Annotated in this window: 17 protein-coding genes and 1 tRNA gene; 14 read left to right on the top strand and 4 right to left on the bottom strand. The window is 73.0% G+C overall.

What is annotated here, in order from left to right; all coding sequences use genetic code 11:
• Nucleotides 1–4: 4 nt before the first annotated feature.
• Genes ACFQSB_RS24280 through ACFQSB_RS24270 form a run of 3 tightly spaced genes read left to right on the top strand, consistent with a single transcriptional unit; the run spans nt 5 to nt 5,497 of the window.
• Complete coding sequence (locus tag ACFQSB_RS24280) at nt 5–805, top strand: polysaccharide deacetylase family protein (protein WP_354928710.1); 801 nt, start codon at nt 5–7, stop codon at nt 803–805.
• Nucleotides 806–854: 49 nt separating this feature from the next.
• Complete coding sequence (locus ACFQSB_RS24275; RefSeq protein ID WP_380829286.1) at nt 855–2,246, top strand: lipopolysaccharide biosynthesis protein; 1,392 nt, start codon at nt 855–857, stop codon at nt 2,244–2,246.
• On the top strand, nt 2,243–5,497 hold the full coding sequence (locus tag ACFQSB_RS24270) for a hypothetical protein (protein ID WP_380829285.1): 3,255 nt from the start codon (nt 2,243–2,245) through the stop codon (nt 5,495–5,497). Before ACFQSB_RS24275 ends, ACFQSB_RS24270 begins: the two co-directional genes overlap by 4 nt.
• Nucleotides 5,498–5,515: 18 nt before the next feature.
• Here the strand turns inward: ACFQSB_RS24270 and ACFQSB_RS24265 are convergent, their stop codons facing one another.
• Nucleotides 5,516–6,901: a GH39 family glycosyl hydrolase gene (locus tag ACFQSB_RS24265; protein ID WP_380829284.1), complete on the bottom strand. Its 1,386-nt coding sequence runs from the start codon at nt 6,899–6,901 to the stop codon at nt 5,516–5,518.
• Nucleotides 6,902–7,220: 319 nt separating this feature from the next.
• On the opposite strand from ACFQSB_RS24265, the gene ACFQSB_RS24260 reads away from it, so the two are divergent.
• The 3 genes from ACFQSB_RS24260 to ACFQSB_RS24250 all read left to right on the top strand — a co-directional run bounded on the left by ACFQSB_RS24260 (nt 7,221) and on the right by ACFQSB_RS24250 (nt 10,317).
• Nucleotides 7,221–7,799, top strand: coding sequence for a hypothetical protein (locus ACFQSB_RS24260; RefSeq protein WP_380829283.1), 579 nt, complete (start codon nt 7,221–7,223; stop codon nt 7,797–7,799).
• A 96-nt stretch (nt 7,800–7,895) separates the two neighbouring features.
• Complete coding sequence (locus tag ACFQSB_RS24255; protein WP_354840850.1) at nt 7,896–8,978, top strand: GNAT family N-acetyltransferase; 1,083 nt, start codon at nt 7,896–7,898, stop codon at nt 8,976–8,978.
• Nucleotides 8,979–9,162: 184 nt separating this feature from the next.
• Nucleotides 9,163–10,317, top strand: a complete 1,155-nt coding sequence (locus tag ACFQSB_RS24250) for a DegT/DnrJ/EryC1/StrS family aminotransferase (RefSeq protein WP_380829282.1) — start codon at nt 9,163–9,165, stop codon at nt 10,315–10,317.
• A 123-nt stretch (nt 10,318–10,440) separates the two neighbouring features.
• On the opposite strand, the gene ACFQSB_RS24245 is transcribed toward ACFQSB_RS24250, so the two are convergent.
• Nucleotides 10,441–11,961, bottom strand: a complete 1,521-nt coding sequence (locus ACFQSB_RS24245; RefSeq protein ID WP_380829281.1) for an aminotransferase-like domain-containing protein — start codon at nt 11,959–11,961, stop codon at nt 10,441–10,443.
• Between the two features lie 66 nt (nt 11,962–12,027).
• Here ACFQSB_RS24245 and ACFQSB_RS24240 point away from each other — a divergent pair, with 66 nt between their 5' ends.
• From ACFQSB_RS24240 to ACFQSB_RS24210, 7 genes are all read left to right on the top strand, one after another.
• Complete coding sequence (locus tag ACFQSB_RS24240; RefSeq protein ID WP_354928686.1) at nt 12,028–12,675, top strand: pyridoxamine 5'-phosphate oxidase family protein; 648 nt, start codon at nt 12,028–12,030, stop codon at nt 12,673–12,675.
• A gap of 155 nt (nt 12,676–12,830) precedes the next feature.
• The gene (locus tag ACFQSB_RS24235; protein WP_380829280.1) at nt 12,831–14,525 is read left to right on the top strand and encodes a serine/threonine-protein kinase; all 1,695 of its coding nucleotides are present in this window, start codon (nt 12,831–12,833) and stop codon (nt 14,523–14,525) included.
• Nucleotides 14,526–15,938, top strand: coding sequence for a protein kinase family protein (locus tag ACFQSB_RS24230; RefSeq protein WP_380829279.1), 1,413 nt, complete (start codon nt 14,526–14,528; stop codon nt 15,936–15,938).
• Nucleotides 15,939–15,995: 57 nt separating this feature from the next.
• Entirely contained in the window at nt 15,996–17,507 is a 1,512-nt protein-coding gene (locus tag ACFQSB_RS24225) for a DUF2510 domain-containing protein (protein WP_380829278.1), read from the top strand.
• A 21-nt stretch (nt 17,508–17,528) separates the two neighbouring features.
• A complete protein-coding gene (gene orn, locus ACFQSB_RS24220) occupies nt 17,529–18,125 on the top strand; it encodes an oligoribonuclease (RefSeq protein WP_354840830.1) in 597 nt (198 codons plus the stop codon).
• A gap of 71 nt (nt 18,126–18,196) precedes the next feature.
• Nucleotides 18,197–18,272: transfer RNA gene (locus ACFQSB_RS24215), tRNA-His, on the top strand.
• A 202-nt stretch (nt 18,273–18,474) separates the two neighbouring features.
• Complete coding sequence (locus tag ACFQSB_RS24210; RefSeq protein WP_380829277.1) at nt 18,475–18,711, top strand: helix-turn-helix domain-containing protein; 237 nt, start codon at nt 18,475–18,477, stop codon at nt 18,709–18,711.
• Nucleotides 18,712–18,848: 137 nt separating this feature from the next.
• Here the strand turns inward: ACFQSB_RS24210 and lat are convergent, their stop codons facing one another.
• Nucleotides 18,849–20,159 (bottom strand): L-lysine 6-transaminase, encoded by a 1,311-nt coding sequence (gene lat, locus ACFQSB_RS24205; RefSeq protein WP_380829276.1) that lies wholly within the window; start codon nt 20,157–20,159, stop codon nt 18,849–18,851.
• A 156-nt stretch (nt 20,160–20,315) separates the two neighbouring features.
• Complete coding sequence (locus ACFQSB_RS24200; protein ID WP_380829275.1) at nt 20,316–20,918, bottom strand: HdeD family acid-resistance protein; 603 nt, start codon at nt 20,916–20,918, stop codon at nt 20,316–20,318.
• 156 nt (nt 20,919–21,074) lie between these two features.
• Here ACFQSB_RS24200 and ACFQSB_RS24195 point away from each other — a divergent pair, with 156 nt between their 5' ends.
• Complete coding sequence (locus ACFQSB_RS24195) at nt 21,075–22,280, top strand: M20 metallopeptidase family protein (protein WP_354928662.1); 1,206 nt, start codon at nt 21,075–21,077, stop codon at nt 22,278–22,280.
• Nucleotides 22,281–22,349: the final 69 nt, after the last annotated feature.

Here is a 22,349-nt window from a genome sequence, read left to right as displayed (position 1 = left end):
CACCATGCGCGTGCCGATCCTGATGTACCACTCGGTGACCGACCGTCCGAACAGCGCGACCCGCCCGCTCGCGGTCCGCCCGTCGGTGTTCGAGTCCCAGATGACCTACCTGAAGGACCGTGGGTTCACGCCGCTGACGCTCGGCGACCTGGTCGCCACCTTGTACGGCACGGGCGGCGCGCCGGTGCCCGAGCGTCCCGTGGTCGTCACCTTCGACGACGGGTACGCCGACTTCCACGGCGAGGCCCTGCCGATCCTCGAACGGCTCGGCTTCCCCGCGACGGTCTTCCTCACCAGCGGATGGGTCGGCGACGCGGGGAGCGACGCCGCGGGCCGCCCGCTGGACAAGATGCTGACCTGGAGCCAGGCCCGCGAGGCCGCCTCCTGCGGCGTCGAGATCGCCGGGCACAGCCACAGCCACCCGCAGCTCGACCAGTTACCGGAGGCCGCCCTGCGCCAGGAGCTGCGCCGCAACAAGGCCCTGCTGGAGGACAAGGTGGGGCGGCCGGTCGCCACGATGGCCTACCCCTACGGCTACTCCTCCGCGCGTGTGCGCAAGGAGGTGCGCAAGGCCGGCTACTGGGCGGCCTGCGCCGTGGCCAACGCGCTGGCCTGCGACGCCGACGACGTCATGGCGCTGCCGCGCCTGACCGTGGGCCGCTCCACGACGATGAACCGCTTCCGGCGGGCCGTCGAGGGGCGCGGCGTGCCGATCATCTACATGAAGGAACACGCGCTGACCAAGGGGTACGCCGTGGTGCGCCGCACCAGGTACGGCCTGCGCCACGTGGTCGGGCGTGAGTGAAGTAGCCGCGGGGAAGACGCCGCGCGTCGATGAGGGGGGTGACGCGACCATGAAGACGACAGTGACCGGCGACAGGCCGGAGGCGACGGACGCCGATGAGGCCGCCGGGAGATTGACCGTCCTGTGGCGGCGGCTCCTTCACGACCTGCGCAACCCGCTGTTCCTCAACGGCTACGCGCTGATGGCCAACACCGGCGTGACCGCGGTGCTCGGCATGGGCTACTGGCTGCTGGCCGCCCGGCTGTACTCGCCGGAGGACTTCGGGCGCAGCCAGGCGCTGATCACCGCGATGCGGCTGTTCGCCGGGCTCACGGCGCTCGGGCTGACCGGCGCGCTCGCCCGGTTCATCCCCGTGGCCGGCCGGCGCACCGGCGGGCTCATCGGCCGCGGCTACCTCATCTCCACGCTGACGGCCGTCGTGGCCGCGGGCGCGTTCCTGCTGACCCTGCCGTTCTGGGGAGAGAACTACTCCACGCTGGCCGGCGTCGGCCCCGGCCTGTTCTTCCTGGCCTCGGTGGCCATCTGGTCGGTGTTCACCCTGCAGGACGTGGCGCTCGCCGGCATGCGCAAGGCCGTCTGGGTGCCGGTGAACAGCTTCAGCTTCGGCCTGGTCAAGATGGGCCTGCTGGTGGCCCTGGCCGGGGCCCTGCCCGACGACGGCATCTACGTCTCGTGGGTGGTCCCGACCGCGCTCGCGCTCATCCCGATCAACATCCTCATCTTCGGCGTGCTGGTGCCGCGCCACGCCAAGCTGGCACCGGCCGGCTCGCGCCCGCCCCGGCTGCGCGAGATCGGCCGCTTCCTCGCCGGGGACTACCCCGGGGCGTTCTCGATCCTCGCCATCGTGTACTTCCTGCCGGTGTACGTCGCCTCGCGGGTCAACGGCGAGATGTTCGGGTACTTCTCCATCCCGCAGACCCTGGGGGCGATGATCGAGCTGCTGGCCATCAACATGGCCACCTCGCTCACCGTCGAAGGGGCCGGCGACCGCTCGATGCTGGCCGCCAACTGCCGCCAGGCGCTGCGGCGCGCGTACATGATCATCATACCGGTGGTGGCGGTGACCGTCGTGGCCGCTCCGCTGATCCTGGCGGTGTTCGGGCCGGGCTTCGCCGAGCACGGGGCGCCGCTGCTGCGGCTGATGGCCGTCGCCGTGCTGCCCCGTGTGCTGATCGAGATCTACCTGAGCGGGCTGCGGGCCCGCAGCGACGCCCGCACGCTCGCCGTCGTGCAGATCGGCCTGGCGGTGCTGGTGCTGTCGTCCTCGGTCATCCTGCTGCCGGTGGCGGGCATCACCTCGGTCGGGTACGGGCTGCTGTTCAGCGAGGTGCTGGTCGCCCTGCTGATCCTCCCGGGGCTGCGCCGGATACTCGGCGGCTCGGCGACGCCGCGGTCATCGAACGCGCGGGAGGCGTCCGAGACCGCATCATGGTCCACGTGAGGCAACGGACAGGCGACGAGGTGACAGAGGACACGGCGACGAAGATCGCCACCCCGGCGGACGACGACGCCCTCGACCCCGCGAACGATCCGGGCACCGGTCACCCCGCACACCAGAACGCAGGCGCGGAGGCCGACGACGCGGGCCCCGAGGCCGACCTGGAGGCCGAGCAGCCCCTCGACGCCGCCGACCGCCCGGACGCCGGCGATCCCGGCGCCGGGATCGCCGCCCGGGACGCCGAGGACGATCTCGACGCCGAGGCCACCGACACCGAGGACGGTCCGGACGCCGAGGCCACCGGGCCCGAGGAGGGTCCGGACGGCGAGGACGCTCTCGACGCGGAGGACGGTCCGGGCACGGAGGAGGCTCCCGACGCGGAGGACGACTCCGACGTCACCTCCGAGTTCACCCGGCCGGTGGCCCTGCCGATCGACCGCGCCCCCGCGCCCGCGGACACCGCCGAATCCGGTGACAGCGACGACGACGCCGGCACCGCCGAGCCTGGTGACACCGACGACACCGACGACGCCGAGCGCGCCGACGACGCCGAGGGCGGGGACGACGACGCCGACGACGCCGATGTGACCCAGGTGCTGCAACTACCCGTCCAGCCCACCCCGTCCCGCGTTGCCAAGGACGCCACCGAGGACGCCGGCACGGCGCGGGACACGGCGAGCGCCGACGCCCACGCCGAGGCCCCGTCGGACGACGACGGGGACGACGACGGGGACGACACCGCCCAATCCGATGACGAGCTCGCCGTGGTGCCGGCCGGGGAACCGGTCGACCAGGACGTCACGCAGGTGATCCCGCTGCCGCTGCCGGCCTCGCGCCCGCGGCCGGTCGCGCGGGCCGTCCAGGCGCCGCCCGCGCCCGAGGAGCCGCTTCGGCCGGACGACAGGGCCAAGGCTGCGGCGGGCCGGACGGACGCCCCAGACGACCCGGACCACCCCGACGACTCGGACGAGTCCGATACCCCTGACACGACTCCGGCCGTCGCGCAGGCCGCGCCCGGGACTCCCCCCAAGCTCTCCGCCGCGACCGCGTCGGGGGCGGTTCCGTCCGGGGTCGCCGTGGCGGAGGCGGTGGAGGTGGGCGATCGGGCGGAGCCGCGGGTGTCGCGGCTGGCGGCGAGCGTGGCGTCGTGGCTGCCGCCGCTGCTGACCCTCGAAGGTCTGGTCATGTACGTGCTGGCGCTGCGGGTGCCGCACGGGGCCATGCGCGGCGTCGACCTCGACCGGATCAACGGGCTCGGCCTGATCTCGGTGCTGCCGGTCACGGCCTTCGCCGCGATCGCCCTCATCATCGTCTCGTTCTTCGTGACGCTGACCCAGAACACCGACCGCAAGGGCCTGCTGCTGTTCCAGCTCGCCGCGGTCACCTTCACCCTGCACGGGGCGGCGGCGCTGGTCGAGGCCGAGCCGCGCTTCCCCACGGCCTGGGTGCACGCGGGCTTCGCCGAGTACATCGGACGGGCGGGCGAGGCGCTGCCAGGGCTGGACGCCCGCTTCGCCTGGCCGGGATTCTTCGCGCTGTTCGGGTTCGTTCTGCGCGCCGCCGGGGTGGAGGATCCTTCGACGGTGCTGCAGTGGACGCCGCTGGTGTCCAACCTGCTCTATCTGCTGCCGTTCGTGCTGATCCTGCGGCAGATCGTGGCGACCACCCGGGCCCGCTGGTTCGCGGCGCTGCTGTTCATCCTGGTGCAGTGGATCGGGCAGGACTATTTCTCCCCGCAGGGCTTCACCTTCGCGCTGTACCTGGTGTTCGTCGCCGTCCTGATGCGCTGGTTCGGCCGCGCGGAGCCCAGGACGGCGCCGCTGCCTCCCAAGGGTTTTCTGCGGCGCACCCTGGCCCGGCTCGACCGCCTCACGCCCGGGGAGCTGCCGGCCAGGCCGACGACGGTGACCGACCGGGTGGTGCTGCTCACGCTGCTGGTCGGGCTGTTCTTCGCCACCACGGCGACCCACCAGATCACGCCGTTCATGATGATGGGCGCGCTGACGGGGCTCATCCTGCTGCGCCGCAGCGCCCTGTCCCTGGCGCTGCCGGTGTTCTTCGGGCTGATCGTGATCGCCTGGATCAACTACCAGGCGACGCCGTTCTGGAGCGGCCGCATCGACGAGCTGTTCGGCGGCATCGGCAAGATCTTCGCCAACCTGCAGGAGAACACCGGCGACCGGCTGGTGGGCACCGACGCGCAGCACGGCATCGTGCTGAAGGTGCGGCTCGGGATCTGCGGGGTGATCCTGCTGTTCGCGGCCGTCGGGCTGCTGCGCCGGCTGCGGCGCGGCGTCGGCGACCGGGCCGCGGCGGTGCTGCTGTGCGTGCCCACGCTGGCACTCGGCCTGCAGAGCTACGGCGGCGAGATCGGCCTGCGGGTCTACATGTTCGCCCTGCCCGCGGCGTGCATCCTGGGCGCGTACGCGTTCTTCCCGAACCTGCCCGCGCACACCACCGACGCCCGCGAGGGCGAGACGGTGCCGATCCGCCGCCGCACCATGCGGTACGCGCCGGGGACGACGCGGCGGGTCTCGGCGGTGCTGGCGGCGGTGACCGCCCTGGCGCTGGCGGGCGCGTTCCTGGTGGCGCGGTACGGCAACGAGAAGTTCGAGCGGGTCACCACGGGCGAGGCCGCGGCGATGCACTACGTGTACGCCCACGACCGGCCGAGCGCGCGGCTGCTGTACCTGGTGCCGATCCTCGGCGAGGAGGTCACGCCGACCATCCCGTGGCGCGAGCGCGACATCGACCGGGTCGAGTACGACCAGGCGCTCGTCACCAAGGATCCCGCAGACCTGGCCGGGGTGCTGACGGCGCTGCGCGGCAAGGCCCCGAACACGTTCCTGATCACCACGCGGGGCCAGGCGGCGTATCTGGAGCTGAACGAGGGCTTCCCCCCGGAGTGGGGTGAGCGGTTCCGCGCGGCGCTGGACGCCTCGACCAAGCTCAAGCGCGTGTACGCCAACCAGGACGCCGCCATCTACACCCTGCGCACCTATCCGAAGGGGTCGGAGATCCCGCCGCCGGCTCCGGTGACGATGGTGGGCGACCGCTCGACGCCGTGGACGCCGTTCGGGCTCGTGGCGCTGGCGCTGGCCGTCTCGACGCTGTTCGCGGCGGAGCTCGCGCGCCTGCGGGGCACCGAGCGGGCCGCGCGCGGGCGGCGCAAACTGGTGATCATCGGCCTGCTGATGACCGCCGCCGCCCTCGCCGTCATCGTGGAGCGCTTCCTGACCCTGACCTCCGGCTGACCGCGGGGCGGCCCGGGGTCACCGGCCGCGGTCGCTCCACTTGACGTCGTAGGGGGCGAGCTCGAACGACTTGCCGTCGACGGTGACGGTCAGCGCGCTGGCCGCGGTGTTCACCATGACCATCTGCCGGTCGACGGCGAGCACCTGGACGCGCGGGTCGGAGACGCTCAGGTCGGCCAGCTCGGCGCCGGCGGGGAACCACCGGGTGAAGCCGCTGAGCAGGCCGGCCATGGGCATCTCGTCGCCCACGCCGGGCGTCCACAGACAGCCGGGGCAGTCGTCGCCGGCCTTGCGCTGCGGGCTCCAGTACAGGGCGCTGGCCGTGCCGCTCCTGGCGAACTCCATCATGGCCACGGCCTGCACCGCCGAGCGGTGCTGCTCGTCCCAGTCGATGTTGTCGGGGGCGATGTACCACTCGGCCCACCAGACGGGCAGGTCGCCGCCGCGCTGCCGCAGCCACGCGGTGACGGCGGAGAACTTCTTGAGCGCGGTGAACTCGTCGGGGACCAGCCCGCGGTCGTTGGTGGCCGAGGAGCCGTCGACGACGATGAAGTCGGCGCCCTTCTTGTGCGTGAGCCAGTAGTCGATGCTGGCGAGGTTCCTGCGGTCGACGGCGCCCCAGGGGCCGCGCAGGGTGGAGGCGTTGGCGCTGCTGACGTGGCTGTCGATCGGGATGTACGGGCCGCCGACCTGGATCTTGGGGTTGACGGCCTTGAGCGCGTCGTACACCCGGTTGTACAGGTCGGTGTAGGCCTCGACGTCCCAGTCGTTGTGGGCGTCGTCCCAGAACCCCTTGAACTCGTTCCACACCATGTAGTGGGTCACGGTCGGGTAGCGCCGGGCCACGGTGGCGGCGAGCTCGGCGTAGTCCTCGAAGTGGTCGCGCATCGGCGCCATCTCGATCTTGCTCCAGTTGGTGCGCCCCTCGGAACCGCCCTTCATCCAGTCGGGGGCGCAGCACAGCGTGAGCACGGGCTGGGACTTGGTCGCGGCCATCAGCTTGACGCGGCGGTCGAGGTCGCGGAAGTCGTACTTGCCGGGCGCGGGCTCGGGGTTGCCGGCGCCCCAGCCCATGATGTGCTGGTTCTCCAGCATGGGGACGCGGGCGAACAGGTCGGCCACCTTGGAGCGGACCTCGTCGCTCTCGTTGTCGGCGCTGTACTGGGTGTGGGTCACGCCCCACCGCGGCCAGCTGTCCACCACCGGCGGCTGCTCGAGGCTGGGCGGCGGCTCGGGGGTGGCGAGGATGGTGGCCGCGACGCCGTCGGACCGCCCGCCGCCGCGCTGGGCGGCGATGGCCAGGAGCCCGGCCACCAGGGCGAGGGCGAGGACGCCGGCGCCGATGGCGATGGGCCCTCGCGGGATGTAACGACGCCGAGCATGCCGGCCACTGCTCTCCAACACTCCGTCACCGTATCCGCTCACGCTTGCAGGACCCTTGAATGCTCCCACCGCGCGAGGGCCCGTGGGCGCCGTCCGCCATGGTGCACATGGCTCGCCCACTTACCACCAGACACGCATATAACCCTTTTAACGCCGCAAGTATCACTCTATGTGTTGTTCCAAGAATCAAGCAGCATAAGGTGTCAACGGCTTGATTAAAGGGGTATAAAAGCCGCGACCGAGGATTTGAGGGGGCACAGTGGCCCAGGCATGGCTGCCCGTCGCCAGTCGAATTCCCGCTCTCGAGGACGCAGGGCCGATGGCCGGAGGCGCGCCCCGGGTGGTCTGGTTCATTTGGCCGACCGACCCCCAACGGGTGTCGGCCAAATCGGTGGCCCAGCGGCTCGTCCAGATCTCCCGACCGGCCCATCTGGTGTGGAACCCCGTCACCGGGCAGATCGTCCAGTCACTCCCGCCCACCAGGGCGGCCTGCGGGCTGCCGGGCGCGCTCAACCGGCAGGGACGGGTGTGCGTCCAGATCCGCGTGCTCGGATCGGTGGAGGAGCCGTTCACCGAGAGCAAGATGGACGGGCTGGACGACATCCTGTCCTGGCTGGACTCCTGGGCGGTGCCGCGCCGGTGGCCCGCCGGCCCTCCCCTGCCCTACCCCCTGTCGGTGGCGGCGCAGGGCAGTCCGCGAGTGTGGGCCAGGGGCGGCCACTTCGGCGCCTCGCAGGTGCCCGGCGCCTCCGAGGGGGACCCGGGGGCGATCGACGTGCACCGCATCGTCGGCGAGCCGCCCGCGAGCCTCGACGTCCCGCGCCCGCGCGAGGGCGGTGTGAACGGCGCCGGCAGGATCGGCGCCGATGGACGCGACGTGGAGCGCGATCGCTACCAGCATTCCCCAATCGCACCGTGATACGATCTTTATCGCCCTATTACATGGCAGGCACCAAGCTGGGTAGAAGGTGTAGGCGCCGTCTCAACACCACAGGGATCACCCCAGTAGGAGCCCATGCGCGTAACCGTCGTCCATCCCAGGGAACTCGGTCCCTCAGAGACGGCCCGCTGGCGGGCTCTGCAGGCCGCCGACCCCGCACTCGACAGCCCCTTCCTCTCGCCCGAGTTCACGATCGAGACGGGCCGGGTGCGCGAGCAGGCGCGGGTGGCCGTCCTCACCGACGGCGCCGACATCGTGGGCTTCTTTCCCTTCGAGCGCCACCAGTTCGGCATCGGCATGCCGGTGGCCGCCGGGCTCACCGACGCCCAGGGCATGGTCCACGCCAAGGACATCGACCTCGACCCGAACGAGCTGATGAAGGCCTGCGGGCTGGCGGTGTTCGAGTTCGACCACCTGCTGGCCGGCCAGCCGCTGGTGCCCGCCAAGCACACCCGGCACCCTTCGCCGGTCATCGACCTGTCCGACGGCTACGCGGCCTACGTCGAGACGCTCAAGCAGGTGTCGGGCAAGACCTACAAGTCCACCGCGTACAAGACGCGCAAGCTCCAGCGCGACTTCGGCCCGATGCGCCACGACTTCGGCGTCACCGACGAGGCCGTCCTGCGCACGCTGCTCGACTGGAAGACCGACCAGTACCGCCGCACCGGCCGCACCGACCGCTTCGCGCGGCCGTGGATCGTGCGCCTGGTGGAGAACCTGCTGCACATCGACACCGAGCACTTCGGCGGGCAGCTCGACATGGTGTACGTCGACGGCCGGCCGGTCGCCGGGCACTTCGGGCTGCGCACCAAGACGACCCTCGCCGGCTGGTTCCCGGCCTACGACCCGGCCTACGCCAAGTACTCCCCCGGCCTGATCCACCACCTGGCGATGGCCGAGCGCGCCGCCGAGGCCGGCATCCGCCTCATCGACATGGGCCGCGGCGAGAAGGAGTACAAGGACAAGCTGAAGACCGGCGAGCTGTGGGTCACCGAGGGCCGTGTCGCCCGGCCGACTCCGGGGGCCGGAGTTCACTGGCTCGTCCGCGTGCCCGTCCGTAAGGCCCGTGGAACGGTCCTCGCCAACTCGGTGCTCCGCGAGACCGCCGACCTGGCGCTGAAGACCTACGGCAGGATCCGCACCACCATCGCCTCGTGACCTGCTCCGCGTCCGCGCGTCGTCCCTGATGACCGGCGTCCACACCGGCCTCGCCGTGTAACAGGCGCCCGCCCAGCCGGGTAACGGGCCCGCATAGATGGGGTAACCGCCCGGCTCCCATGCGCTACCTTTCTGCTTTGCCGGACCTGGTCCAGGCACCACCAGGCGGCGGAAAGAGGGAGCAGTGAGTCCCGAAAGACATCTCGCGGCGCGCACGGGGCGCGAGACCGTGTACCTGCCGTCCAACCGGCTCGGTCTGTACCTGGCCCTGCGGCACTGGTGCACACCCGGGCAGCGGCTGCTGATGTCCCCGATCTCGGCCGACGAGATCCTCTTCCTGGTCCTGGCCGCCGGGCTCATCCCGGTCATCGCGCCGATCTCGGTCCTGGACGGCAACATCGAGCTGGCCCGGGTGCTGCTGGGCGCGGTGGACGCCGTGCTCACCACCAACCTGTACGGCCTGCCCGACGACGTGCTCGGCATGACCGGCCTGCTGGTGATCGAGGACGTCGCCCACGCGGCCGAGACGTCGGTGGACGGCCGGCCGCTCGGCACGTTCGGCGTGGCCGGGGTCTTCAGCATGTCCAAGCACGCGGGGGCGGGGTCGGGGGGCGTGCTCGCCGTGGACAGCCCGGCCGACCGGCGCGAGCTGGAGCGCGAGCGCGACCTGCTGCTCCAGCCGGGCGCCCTGCGCAGGGACCTGCTCGGCGTCGCCACCTCCGCCGCCCGGCGCACCGCCCTGCGCCTGGACATGGCCCGCCCCGCCATGCGGCTGGCCCGCGTTCTGGGCCTGCAGGAGCCGCGCCAGGGCTACCGCATCGCCCTGCGTCCGCAGGAGCTCGCCGCGACGCTCGCGGGCGGGCACGGCCTGCCGGCGTTCGACGCGTGGGTCCGCGCCGACCTGCACGACTACCGCGGCTCTCGTGGCGCCGTCGCCCGGTGGTACCAGGGGCGGCGGCTCGCGCGCCTGCCCAAGGAGCGGGCGGCGCGGCTGGCGGGCGTCGCCCGGCTGGCCGAGCTGCCGACGGCCGCCGCCGGGGTCCGCGCCCAGATCGACCAGCCGCTGTTCCGCGTCCCGTTGCTCGTCGCCGACCGCGACGGCGCCATCGCCGCGCTGGAGCGCCGCGGGGTGCCCACCGGTTACCTCTACGACCCGCCGTACGACGACTACGCCGAGGGGTTCGTCGAGCCGTCGCCGGAGCGCGAGACGGCCCGCTGGTGGGCGCGGCACGTGCTGCCGGTCGACCCGCTGTACGCCGGGCGCGCGCTGCCGGTGGTCGAGTCGCTGCTCCCGGCTCCGCCCCCGCCGGGCGACCATCTGCTCCCCCGCGCCGCCTGACCCCCGTCCCCTGACTCCCGTCCTCTGCCGCCCGGCCCCGGCCGCACACGGCTCCGGCCCCGCGCCCGTCGCCTCCCCCGTCCGGCGCGGCCGTAGCCGGCGGCCCTGGCCGGCGGGCCGTGGTCAGCGGCCGGACAGCAGGGCGGCGATGACGGCGCAGCCCTCGCGGACCTCGGCCAGGGACGCCGAGCCGTATCCGATGACCACCCCGTGGTGGCGCACCAGGCCGTGGTGGTGCCGTTCGGTGGTGTCCAGCAACACGCCGCGCTCGGCCGCCGCGGCGACCAGGCGGCCCACCTGCCCGGCGGGCAGCCTGAGGAAGACGTGCAGGCCGGCGGAGTCGCCGCTCACCCGCCCGCCGAGGATCTCCACGATGGCGGCGCGGCGGCGCCCGTAGGACAGCCGCGCCCGTCGCAGGTGGCGGTCCAGGTCACCGCGTTCGAGCAGCACCGCGACGGCCTCCTGGACCGGGCCGGAGGTCCGGTCGGCGAGCTCCACGCGCACGCGGGCCAGCTCGCCGAGCAGGGCGGGCGTCGCCACCAGCCAGCCGATGCCCACGTCCGGCGCCAGCGACTTCGACAGCGTGCCGAGCAGGACGACCCGTCCGGGGTCCAGGCCGTACAGGGCCGGAAGGGGCGCCACGTCGTAGCGGAACTCGGCGTCGTAGTCGTCCTCGACCACGGTGGCGCCGGTGCGGCGGGCCCAGGCCAGCAGCCGTTCGCGGCGCGGGATGGGCAGCCTGCCCCCCAGCGGGTACTGGTGTGCGGGCGTGGTGTAGAGGATGCGCAGGTCGTCGGGCAGCCCCTCGGTCAGGACGCCCTGCTCGTCCACCGGGCACGGCGCGATGCGGCCGCCGCGCGCGGCGATGATCGAGCGGGCCTTGCCGTATCCGGGCTCCTCCACCCCGGCCCGGTCGCCCGGTCGCAGCAGGGCGGCGGCGAGCAGGTCGAGCCCGTGGCCGGTGCCCCGGGTGACCATCACGTTCTCCGGGCCCACCGGGACGCCCCGCGCCCTGCGCAGGTGGCCGGCCAGCAGTTCCCGCAGGCGGGGATGCCCGTAGGGGTCGATGACGTCGCAGGGCGGCCGGTCGGCGGCCCCGCGCCAGGCCCGCCGCCAGGCCGCCCGGTCGTAGTCCCGCACCCATGGCCGGCCGGGCCGCAGGTCGACGACCCCGGCGTCCGGCACGTCCTGCGCGCCGGCGGCGGCGAACACCGTGTCCCCCCGCGTCCACCCGGCCGCCGCGCCCGCCGTCGTGGCGGGTGCCCGCGTCGCCGGGCCGTTCCCGGAGGGCGCCCCTTCCGGCGGCCCGTGCGAGGCGCCGCCCGCCGGACCGGCGCCCCCGGCCGGGGGCGCGTGCGAGGCGCCGCCGGCCGGACCGGCGATCCCGGACAGGTCGGCCACGTAGGTGCCCGAGCCGTGGCGTCCCTCCAGCCAGCCCTCGGCGTACAGCTGCTGGAAGGCGTCGGTGACGACCGTGCGGCTCACGCCGAGCAGCCGCGCGAGCGCGCGGCTGGACGGCAGGCGCTCTCCCGACCTGAGCATGCCCGCGCGCATACCGGCCCGGAGCTGGTCGCCGAGTTGCACCGTGAGCGGGACGGGCGCGTCCCGGTCGAGGACGAGGGGAAGGTCGACGTGGAGCGGCAAGTGGTCTCCTGAAACGGCGCGGCAGTGGACCTGCACCACAGGTCCACTTCTTCGTACGGTAATCGCATGCTGTCCTCGACCTCGCGCACCACCCTCAGGCGCGGCAAGCGCCGCGGCCGCACCGACCGTTCCGAGCTGTACGCCGTCCTTGACGCCGGGCTGATCTGCCACGTGGGCGTGGTGGTCGACGGCTCGCCCATGGTGGTCCCGACCGGGTACGGCCGCATCGGCGACACCCTCTACCTGCACGGATCGACCGGCGCCGCGTCGCTGCGCGCGGGCGGGGAGGTCTGCGTGACCGTCACCCATCTGGACGGCGTCGTGCTGGCGCGCTCGGCGTTCCACCACTCGGTGAACTACCGCTCGGCGATGATCTACGGCACGCCGCGGCCGGTCGAGGACGCCGACGAGCGGCTGGCGGGGCTGCGGGCGATCACCGAGAACCTGGCGCCCGGCCAGTGGGAGGCCACCCGGCCACCGGACGGGAAGGAGCTGGCGGCGACGGCGGTCGTCGCGCTGTCCCTCGCCGAGGCGTCGGTGAAGGTGCGCCAGGGGCCTCCTGTGGACGACGAGGAGGACTACGCGCTTCCGCTGTGGGCGGGGGTGCTGCCGCTGCGGGTGAGCTGGGGGGAGCCCGAGCCCGACCCGGCGCTGCCGCCGGGGACGCCGGTGCCCGCCCACATCGCCGGCAGGGGGCGGCCGGACGCCGGGTGACCGCACGGAAAAGGGCCCTGGACGACCGCGCGGAAGGCCGGGCGTAAAGCGCCGCCGGGTCGCGCCCATCGCTGACAATGGCGCCGACAATATAGCAAATATCTATTTAAACATCTCGGATCAGCCACGTCGCCATTAGGCTTCGTTGTCGCGTCATGGGTGGGGGCCCGGCCACAAAAGGAGACCGCATGGACGGCCAGAGCGGGGCATGGCGAGTCCCCGGATATACCGAGATTCGTGACCTGGGCAGCGGAGGGTCCGGACGTGTCGTCATGGCTCGCTACGACGCGGACCAGACCTACGTCGCGATCAAATACCTGTCCGACGAGCTGTGCGCCGACCCGGGGTTCGTCGTCCGTTTCCGCCACGAGGCGCGGCTGCTGGAGCTGATGGACAGCCCGCACGCCGCCCGGTTCTACGAGTACATCGAGCACCAGGGCGGCGCCGCCATCATCATGGAGCTGGTCAACGGCGTCTCCCTGCGCGCGATGCTGCGCTCGGAGGGCCCGACCGGCGCCGAGGCGGCGCTCGTGCTGCTCAAGGGGTCGCTGCTGGGCCTGGCCACCGCGCACGCCAGCGGCGTCGTGCACCGCGACTTCAAGCCCGAGAACGTCGTCATCGAGGGCACCGGGGACAGCAAGCTCATCGACTTCGGCATCGCCGTGCGCTCCGGCGACGGGGTCAGCGGCGCCGGTACGCCCCCGTACATGGCGCCCGAGCAGTGGGCGGGCGCTCCCGCCGGCCCCAGCACCGACGTGTACGCCGCGACCATCGTCTTCTTCGAGTGCCTCACCGGCACCAGGCCGTTCCAGTCGCGCAACATGGCGGCGCTGGCGCGGCAGCACCAGGCGATGCCGCCGCCGGTCGAGCAGGTTCCCGCGCCGCTGCGGGGGCTCATCGAGCGCGGCATGGCCAAGCGCGCCTCCGAGCGGCCCGCCACCGCCGACGCGTTCCTGGCCGAGTTGGAGGACGTCGCCCTCCAGGCGTACGGGCCCGACTGGGAGGACAAGGGACGCCGCCGCCTGGCCGCGCTGGCGGGCCTGCTCGCCCTGCTGTTCCCGCTGGTCGACGAGCTGCCCGGCGCCAGCACCTCGCTGGCGGAGACCGAGCTCGGCGGCGTCCGCCGGGGCCTGAGCAAGCTGAGCGTCAAGCTCATGGTGGGCGCCGTGGGCCTGGCGGTCGTCGCGGCGGGCGGCGCGGTCCTGGTGGGGACGCTCGGCGACAGCTCGCTGCAGGCGCAGACGACGACCACCACGCCGTCGGCCACGCCCGCCATCGCCGGAGGCTCGCCCGAGCCGGCGATCGCCGAGTCGCCGGCGCAGGAGCCCTCCGAGGAGCCGACGGAGCAGACGGAGTCCGAGAGCCCGACGGCCGAGCCGACGGCGGCCCCTCCCCAGACCACGGCCGCCGCGGTCCCCTCGACCGCCCCGCAGCCCACCGCCACCAAGACCTCGCCGAAGCCGAAGCCCTCGCCCAGCAAGAAGCCGACGAAGTCCGCCAAGCCCTCGGCCTCGGCCAAGCCGAGCCCGTCGGACAAGCCCGACACCTCCGATCCCAACGTGGACGACACGCTGCCCTCCGGCAAGCCCAAGCCCACCCCGACTCCCCGCCCGACCCAGCAGCCGCCCCAGCCCTCCCCCGAGCCGTCGCCCAGTCCCTCGACGCGGCCCTCGGAGTCGCCGTCGTCACCGCCGCCGAGGGGCGACGTCGGCGACACCCCGTCGCCCGAGACGACCCCGCGGGGGGACGCGGCAGGCGTGCTGGCGGTCGGCCTGGTGACGACCGGGGCGGTTCCCGCCACACTTGTCCTCAGACAGCGCATGGCGGGACGGCACCGGAGGCGGCGGTAGATGCCAGATGGCGAGAGCATCGCGGGATACCGGCTGACGGGCCGATCTCGCGCCGGTGAGACCGGCACCTGGACCGACGCGGTCACGCCGGACGGCGGACGCGGCGGGGTCCTGTGGATCGATCCCGGGGTCCTGGTGGACCCCGGGGCACGCGACCGGGTCGTCGCCGAGGTGACCGCCGACCGGCGCCTGACACGCGGCGGCGTCGCGGGCCTGGTGCCGATCACCGACCTGGTCGCCGCCCGGGGACAGGTGTGGCTGCTCACCGCGCGGCCGGGCACGCCGTCGCTGGCCGAGCTGATGCGGGCCCCCGCCCCGGACGCCGGTAGCGCGGCCACGATCCTGGTGGAGACCGCGCAGACGCTGCTCGCCGTCCACTCGGCGGGCCTGGTGCACGGCGCGCTGCACGCCGGCACCGTGGTGATCGCCGAGGACGGCACGGCGCTGCTCGCCGAGCGCGGGCTGGTCCCGGCGCTGCGCGGCGCGCACGCCTCGGTGGAGCGTGACCTGGCCGCGTGGGCCTCGCTGGCCCGCGGGCTCGCTGCGGCGTGGGCGGCCGGCGACCAGCAGGCGGCGCGGCTGTTCGACCGCGCGGCGGCCACCGCGACCACCCATGGCCTGGGCGCCGCGCGCGACGCCCTGGTCAACGGGCGCGACCTGCTGCCCTCGGGGTTCGCCACCCGTGAGCGGCTGGTCCAGACGATCCAGTGGTGGTCGGCGTCGGCGGTGCCCACCGGGCAGCCCCCGCACCTGCCCCCGTCGCCGCAGGGCGTGGACACCGGCGAGGTCGTGACCCTGCTGTACGTGCCGGCGGGCGCCGGTGAGCGGCCGGCCCACCCGGCGGCCGAGACCGGGCAGGCCCCGCCCGCGGCCACGACGCCGGCCGGCGGCGAGATGCGGTTCGGCCCCGGGGTGCCCGTGGACACGACCGCCGCGCAGATCTGGCGGGCCGGACGCGAGCAGCCCACCGTGGCGGCCGCCGAGCGACTGGCCGCTCCGCGCAAGCGGCGGCGCCGGCGCGGCGGCTTCGTCGGGTCCGCCGTGCTGTTCGCGCTGATCCTGCTGGCCGCGGTCTTCCTGTGGTTCCAGCGCGGCGCGCCGCTTTCGGTGACGGCGGTCCAGGTCAGGCAGCCGAAGGCCGCCGGGTGCGACACCACCGTGAACGTCGTCGGGGTGCTCACCACGAACGGGTCGGCAGGCCAGGTCTCCTACGAGTGGCTGCTGAGCAAGCAGAAGCCGATCAAGCACACCGACGCCGTGCCGTCCGGGCGGTCCAGCCATGAGGTCACCCTCGAATGGGACGTGAGCGGGCGCGGTACCCGGAAACTGACGGCGCGGCTGCGCGTGTTGTCGCCGGTCGGCGCCTCGGGCGCCCCGATCGAGGACGCGGCGACGTTCACTTATAAATGCTGACCGCGCAGATCGCTCGCCAAATGCGCGTAATAACGGGGATGTCACTATTCTGACGACATGACGCAGACCCCCGCCGGCTGGTACCCGGACCCATACGGATCACCGCAACTGCGGTGGTGGGATGGCACGCAGTGGACCGACGCCACCCACCCCCTGGAGGCCTCCTCGGGCCAGGCCCCGGTGACGACCGGCCAGTGGAGCCGGCCGGAGGGCACGCCCCAGCAGGGCGCGGGGTCCGCGCCGGACGACTCCTCCCAGGCGTCCCGGACGGGCGGCTCCCCGCCGGGCGCCGACACCCCGCAGGACGCGCCCCCGCAGCCGGGGACCGGTCCGCAGACGGGGCCGCAGACGGGGCCGCAGCCTCACCTGGGCGCGGGCGGCACCGGCCCGTACCCGCGGCCCGGCGCCACCGGCCCCCAGCCGCAGCCCGGGGCGATCGGCGGGCAGCAGGGCACCGGGCCGTACCCGCAGCCGGGCGCGCCCGGCCCCGGGGGACAGCAGGGCACCGGGGCGCACCAGCAGCCCGGCGCCTTCGCCCCGCCCGGCGGGCAGCCGCAGTTCGGCGGGCCGGGCGGCCAGTACGGTCAGCCGACGGGCCAGTACGGTCAGCCGACGGGTCCGTACGCCCAGCCCACCAGCGCCTACGGCCAGCCGGCCGGGCAGTACGGGCAGCCGGGACAACCAGGGCAGCCGGGCCCGTACGGCGGGCCGCAGCAGTGGGGCCCGCCCGGGGCCACGGCCCAGATGCCGGTGCCGGAGTTCGGCCCGCAGGGGCCCCCGCCGCCGAAGAAGAGCCCGCTGCCGTGGGTGCTCGGCGGCGGCGCCGTCGCGATCCTCGTGGTCATCGCCCTGGTGCTCGCCTTCACCTTCGTCAATCGCGACGGCACCCCGACCGCGGCGTCGACGCCCCTGCCGAGCGAGACCGCGGAGCCGTCGGCCCCGGCCACCGACCCGCCGCTGGACACCCCGACCCCGGATCCGAGCGTCACGGACTTCCCGGCCCAGCTGCCCCCGCCGAAGGGCGACACCATCACCGACCCCCGCAACGGGCTGTCCTTCACCTTCCCCGGCGGCAAGTGGTCGGTGCCGACGTGGGCGGAGCTGAACGGCACCGGGCGGCCCGACCCGCGCTTCCCGCTGTGGACCAGCGGCTACCAGGCCACCTCGCAGAAGAACTACGACGGCCAGGACCACGACTGGGTGGGCACGGTGACGGTGTGCACGCTCCCCCAGGTCTTCGACTACTCGGGCCCGCAGGACCTGCGCAACGCGGCCGGGAGCTTCCTGATCAACTACGAGAAGCTCTTCTACAGCCCCCCGCACAAGCGCAAGATCGTCAAGGACGAGAGCTTCGAGGTCAGCGGCAAGAAGGCGTGGATGCTCAGGTTCGAGATGGACTTCACGCCCGAGGCCAAGAAGGCGGGCTGGGACTTCAAGAAGGAGCACGGGGTGATCGCCCTGGTGGACCAGGGTCTGGGCAAGCGACCTTCCGTCCTTTACGCCTCCGTACCCGACAATTTGGACACATCGCTGATCGATCGCGTACTGGACTCTCTCAAGGCCTCATGACCGGGCACTACGCTGAGCATTATGAGTGACCTGTTGGTCTGGATCGACTGTGAGATGACCGGGCTCGACCTCGGCAATGACGCGCTCGTCGAGGTCGCGTGCGTCGTGACCGACGGCGAGCTGAACCAGCTGGACGAGGGCATCGACGTCGTCATCAAGCCGCCGCAGGAGGCGCTGGAGCAGATGTCGGAGGTCGTGCGGCAGATGCACACCTCCTCCGGCCTGCTCAGCGCCCTTGCGGACGGCGTGACGCTCGCCGAGGCCGAGTCGCTCGTCCTGGCGTACATCCAGCGGCACGTGCAGGAGCCGAAGAAGGCGCCGCTGTGCGGCAACTCCATCTCCACCGACCGCTCCTTCATCGCGCGCGACATGCCGGCCGTCGACGCCTACCTGCACTACCGCATGGTGGACGTCTCCTCGGTGAAGGAACTGGTCCGCCGCTGGTACCCACGGGTCTACTTCGCCTCCCCGGCCAAGCAGGGCGGCCACCGGGCGCTGGCCGACATCACCGAGAGCGTGCAGGAGATGCGCTACTACCGCGCCGCCGTCTTCGTGCCGCAGCCGGGCCCCGACACCGCCACCGCACGTGAGGTGGCGGAGGCCATAACCGGATCTTGACGCGGCACGGCACCAGAACCCCCCAAAGCCCGCTACACTTTTCCTGTGCCGCGGCGATGACCGCGGACATGGTGGGTGTAGCTCAGTTGGCAGAGCGCCAGGTTGTGGTCCTGGATGTCGTGGGTTCAAGTCCCATCACTCACCCCAGCGGTCGATGGCCGGTCCCTCTCGGACCGGCCATCGCGCTTTCACGGCGTCACCGCCCTCTCCATCGCTTTCGGGGAAAGTGAGCATTTCTCGGACTGGCTGGCCCCCAAAGGCCGCGATGGCGGGCTATGCTCGCAAAAACCGCACACCGCCAGCGCGGGGGGCTCGGCGATCAGACAATGATTCGTGCCACGGAGGCCGGATGAGTGTCGATGACGCCACTTACAACGAGCACGCGCACGCCGGGCTGAGCAAACGCGAGGCCGAGGTGATGGACCTGATCGCGACGGGCCATTCCAACGGTGAGATCGCCCAGCGGCTGTTCCTGAGCGAGAAGACCGTCAAGAACCACGTGAACCGCATCTACTCCAAGCTCGGGGCCGACTGCCGGATGACGGCCATCGGCCTGTGGAAGGGCGACGGCCGGTCGCGCGCCTGACGACGGCGCGGACGGCGCGCCGGCCAGGGGGAGGTGGCCGGCGCGCGGCCCGACGTCGGGCCACGCGTGCCGCCCCGCGACCCCGGCGGTCAGCCGGGCACGCCGCCTGCGGCCCCACCCGCCTGCGGCCCCACCGGTCAGGCGGGCACGCCGACGGCCTTCGGCGCGGTCTCGCGGACGGCCGTCAGCGCGCGCTCGAGCGCCGCCAGGCCGTGGGCGATCTCCTCCGCGGTGACCGAGAGGGCGGGGCGCAGCCGCACCGACCGCTCGCCGCAGGGCAGCACCAGCACGCCCTGGTCCTCGCGCAGCGCCCGCACGACATCGTCACGGCGGTCCGGCACGTCGAAGGCGCACATGAGCCCGCGCCCGCGCGCGGCGCGGACCAGGCCGGGGAACCCGGCCTCCAGCTCGCGCAGGCCGCCGAGCAGCCGTTCGCCGAGCTCGGCCGCGCGCGCGATGAGGCCGTCCCGCTCGATGATCTCCAGCATGCGGCGCGAGCGGACCATGTCCACCAGCCCGCCACCCCAGGTGGAGTTGATCCGCCCGCTGACCTGGAAGACGTTGCCCGGCACCTCGTCCACCCTGCGGCCGGCCATGATGCCGCCGACCTGGGCCTTCTTGGCGAACGCCACGATGTCGGGGGCCAGGCCGAGCTGCTGGTAGGCCCATGGCGTGCCGGTGAGCCCGACGCCGGTCTGCACCTCGTCCATGACGAACAGCGCGTCCCGCTCGTGGCACAGGCGCTGGACGGCCAGCAGGAACTCCGGCCGCATGTGGTTGTCGCCGCCCTCGCCCTGGATCGGCTCGGCGATGAAGCAGGCGATGTCGTGCAGGTGGCGGTCGAAGGCCGCGCGCGCCTGGGCGAGCGCCCGTTCCTCGGCCGCCTCCACCTCGCCGAAGTGGATCGCGGGCACCTCGACGCGCGGCCAGTCGAAGACCGGGAAGCGCTCGGTCTTGACCGGCTCGGTGTTGGTCAGCGACAGGGTGTACCCGCTGCGGCCGTGGAAGGCGCGGGTGAGGTGCAGGACCTTGGTGCCCAGCTCGCGCGGACGGCCGTGCGCCTCGTTCTGGCGGCTCTTCCAGTCGAACGCGCACTTCAGGGCGTTCTCCACGGCGAGCGCGCCGCCTTCGACGAAGAACAGGTGGGGAAGCGCGGGGTCGCCCAGCACCCGGGCGAAGGTGTCGGCGAAGTCGGCCAGGTGGCGGGTGTACATGTCGGAGTTGGCCGGCTTGTTGGCGGCCACCCGGCCGAGCAGGGCCAGGAACTCCGGATCGTCGTCGAAGGGATTGACGCCCAGCGGCGCGGAGGCGAAGAAGGTGTAGAAGTCGAGGTAGCGCCGGCCGGTGCCGGCGTCCACGATCCACGATCCCCGGCTCTGGTCGAGGTCGAGTTCGAAGCGGTAACCGTCGACGAGCAGGTGGCGGGCCAGCCGGTCGAGCACGCTCATGTGCCCTCCCCATGAGGAGCCTGTCCGATAGTCGGCAAGAATATTCCCGGCCAAGTCCATGATTATGTGGAAGTCCTCCGGTACATCCGGCTTACCACGCGGAATCATGCAGGACAGGCGGCCCTCCGGCGGGCGGAACGGGCGACGGCGGACCGGTCAGACCGCGTGCGCGGCGGGGCCCGCGGCGCTCCCCCTGCGCGCGCTCTCGCGGACCCGGTAGGCCTGCAGCAGCAGCGAGGCGCCGTAGAGGATGGCGAACAGGCCGATCAGCCAGGTCAGGGCCAGGGCTCCGGAGGCCGGCCAGGCGAACAGCAGGATGCCGAAGATCACGGCGAGCACGCCGCTGACCAGGTACGCCCAGTCGGTCTCGCCGGCCTTGCGCCGGGCGACCGCGGCGACGATCTCCGACACCCCGATCACGACCGCGTAGGCGGCGATCAGGATGAGCAGGGCCAGCGCCGTGATGCCCGGCCAGACCCAGGCCACGATGCCGGCGACGATCGCCAGGACGCCCGAGATGGCCAGCCAGGTGCGCGAGTCGCGCGGATGGACGCCGCGGAAGGCGCCGAACAGGGCGAAGGCCCCGCTGACGATCGCGTACGCGCCGAACAAAATAACCAGCGTGAGCAGCGTGATCAGCGGCCACACGACGGCCAGGACGCCGAAAATGATCGCGCACGCGCCGCGCGCCGCCTGGACCCACCAGTGACGGCCCATCTCTGTCCAGTGACGGCCTGCCTCGCCGCTGACCTCATGCATGTCGAATCTCCCCCGTCGAGCTACCGTTCCGTTCCTATCCGGAAAGACCCTGGTAACAGACCAAAAAGTCGCCAAATGCTGTCTACCTGCCGCCAAGTCGGGCTATATCGTCTGAAGTCTGGGATGTATCGGTGAGGAACCTGGAGGGGATGCCCGGTGTCGCTCCGCGAAGCCGCCAAGGACCTGGGCGAGGAGCTCGTCCGGCTGCGCCACGCCCTGCACCGCGAGCCCGAGCTCGGCCTGGACCTGCCGCGGACCCAGGAGAAGGTGCTCGGCGCCCTCGCGGGGCTGCCCCTGGAGGTGACCACCGGCGAGCGGCTCAGCTCGGTCACGGCGGTGCTGCGCGGCGGGCGGCCCGGCCCGACCGTGCTGCTGCGCGGCGACATGGACGCCCTGCCCGTCTCCGAGCGCAGCGGCGCGGCGGTGGTCTCGGCGCTGCCCGGGCGGATGCACGCCTGCGGCCACGACCTGCACACCACCATGCTCGCCGGCGCGGCCCACCTGCTGGCGGCGCGGCGCGACCGGCTCGCCGGCGACGTGGTGTTCATGTTCCAGCCCGGCGAAGAGGGCCAGGGCGGCGCGAAGATCATGATCGACGAGGGCGTGCTGGACGCCTCAGGACGGCGCCCGATCGCCGCCTATGCGCTGCACGTGATCAGCTCGGTGCTGCCGCGCGGCCTCTTCGTCAGCAGGGGCGGGCCGATCATGGCGGCGGCCGACCGGCTGAAGGTCACGGTGCGTGGCAGGGGCGGCCACGGGTCGATGCCGCACCGGGCCGCCGACCCCATCCCCGCCGCCTGCGAGATGGTCACCGCGCTGCAGACGATGGTCACGCGGGGCTTCGACGTGTTCGACCCGGTGGTGGTCACCGTGGGCAGCTTCCACGCCGGCACCGCCGACAACATCATTCCCGAGGAGGCGACGTTCGAGGCCACCGTGCGGTCGTTCTCGGCCGCCGCGCACGGCCGCGTCCAGGAGCGCATCCTCACGCTGCTCAAGGGCATCGCCGCCGCGCACGCCCTGGAGGTCGACGCGGAGTACGACGTCAGCTACCCGGTGACCGTCAACAGCGCGGCCGAGGCCGACTTCACCGGGGACACGGTGCGCGAGGTGTTCGACGAGCACCGTTACATCACCGCGCCGCAGCCGTTCACCGGCTCGGAGGACTTCTCCTTCGTCTGCGACCAGGTGCCCTCGGCCTTCGTCGCCCTCGGCGCCTGCCCGGACGGGGCCGACCCCGCGCGGGCGGCCTACAACCACGCGCCCGAGGCCGCCTTCGACGACACGGTGCTGCCCGACGGCGCGGCCCTGTACGCCGAGCTGGCCGAGCGCCGGCTCGGCCTGGAGGCGGCCACCGCCTGAGCGCGCCGTCCCCCCGCCGCGCCGCGGGCCGGGCGGGACGGCGGGGGTCGGCCACCGGGTCGGACGGCG

Origin of the sequence: Sphaerisporangium rhizosphaerae (genome assembly GCF_042665155.1) — a bacterium.
GTDB lineage: Bacteria > Actinomycetota > Actinomycetes > Streptosporangiales > Streptosporangiaceae > Sphaerisporangium > Sphaerisporangium rhizosphaerae.
The sequence above is the reverse complement of the archived record's forward strand: the minus strand, read 5'-3'. Positions and strand labels throughout refer to the sequence as shown.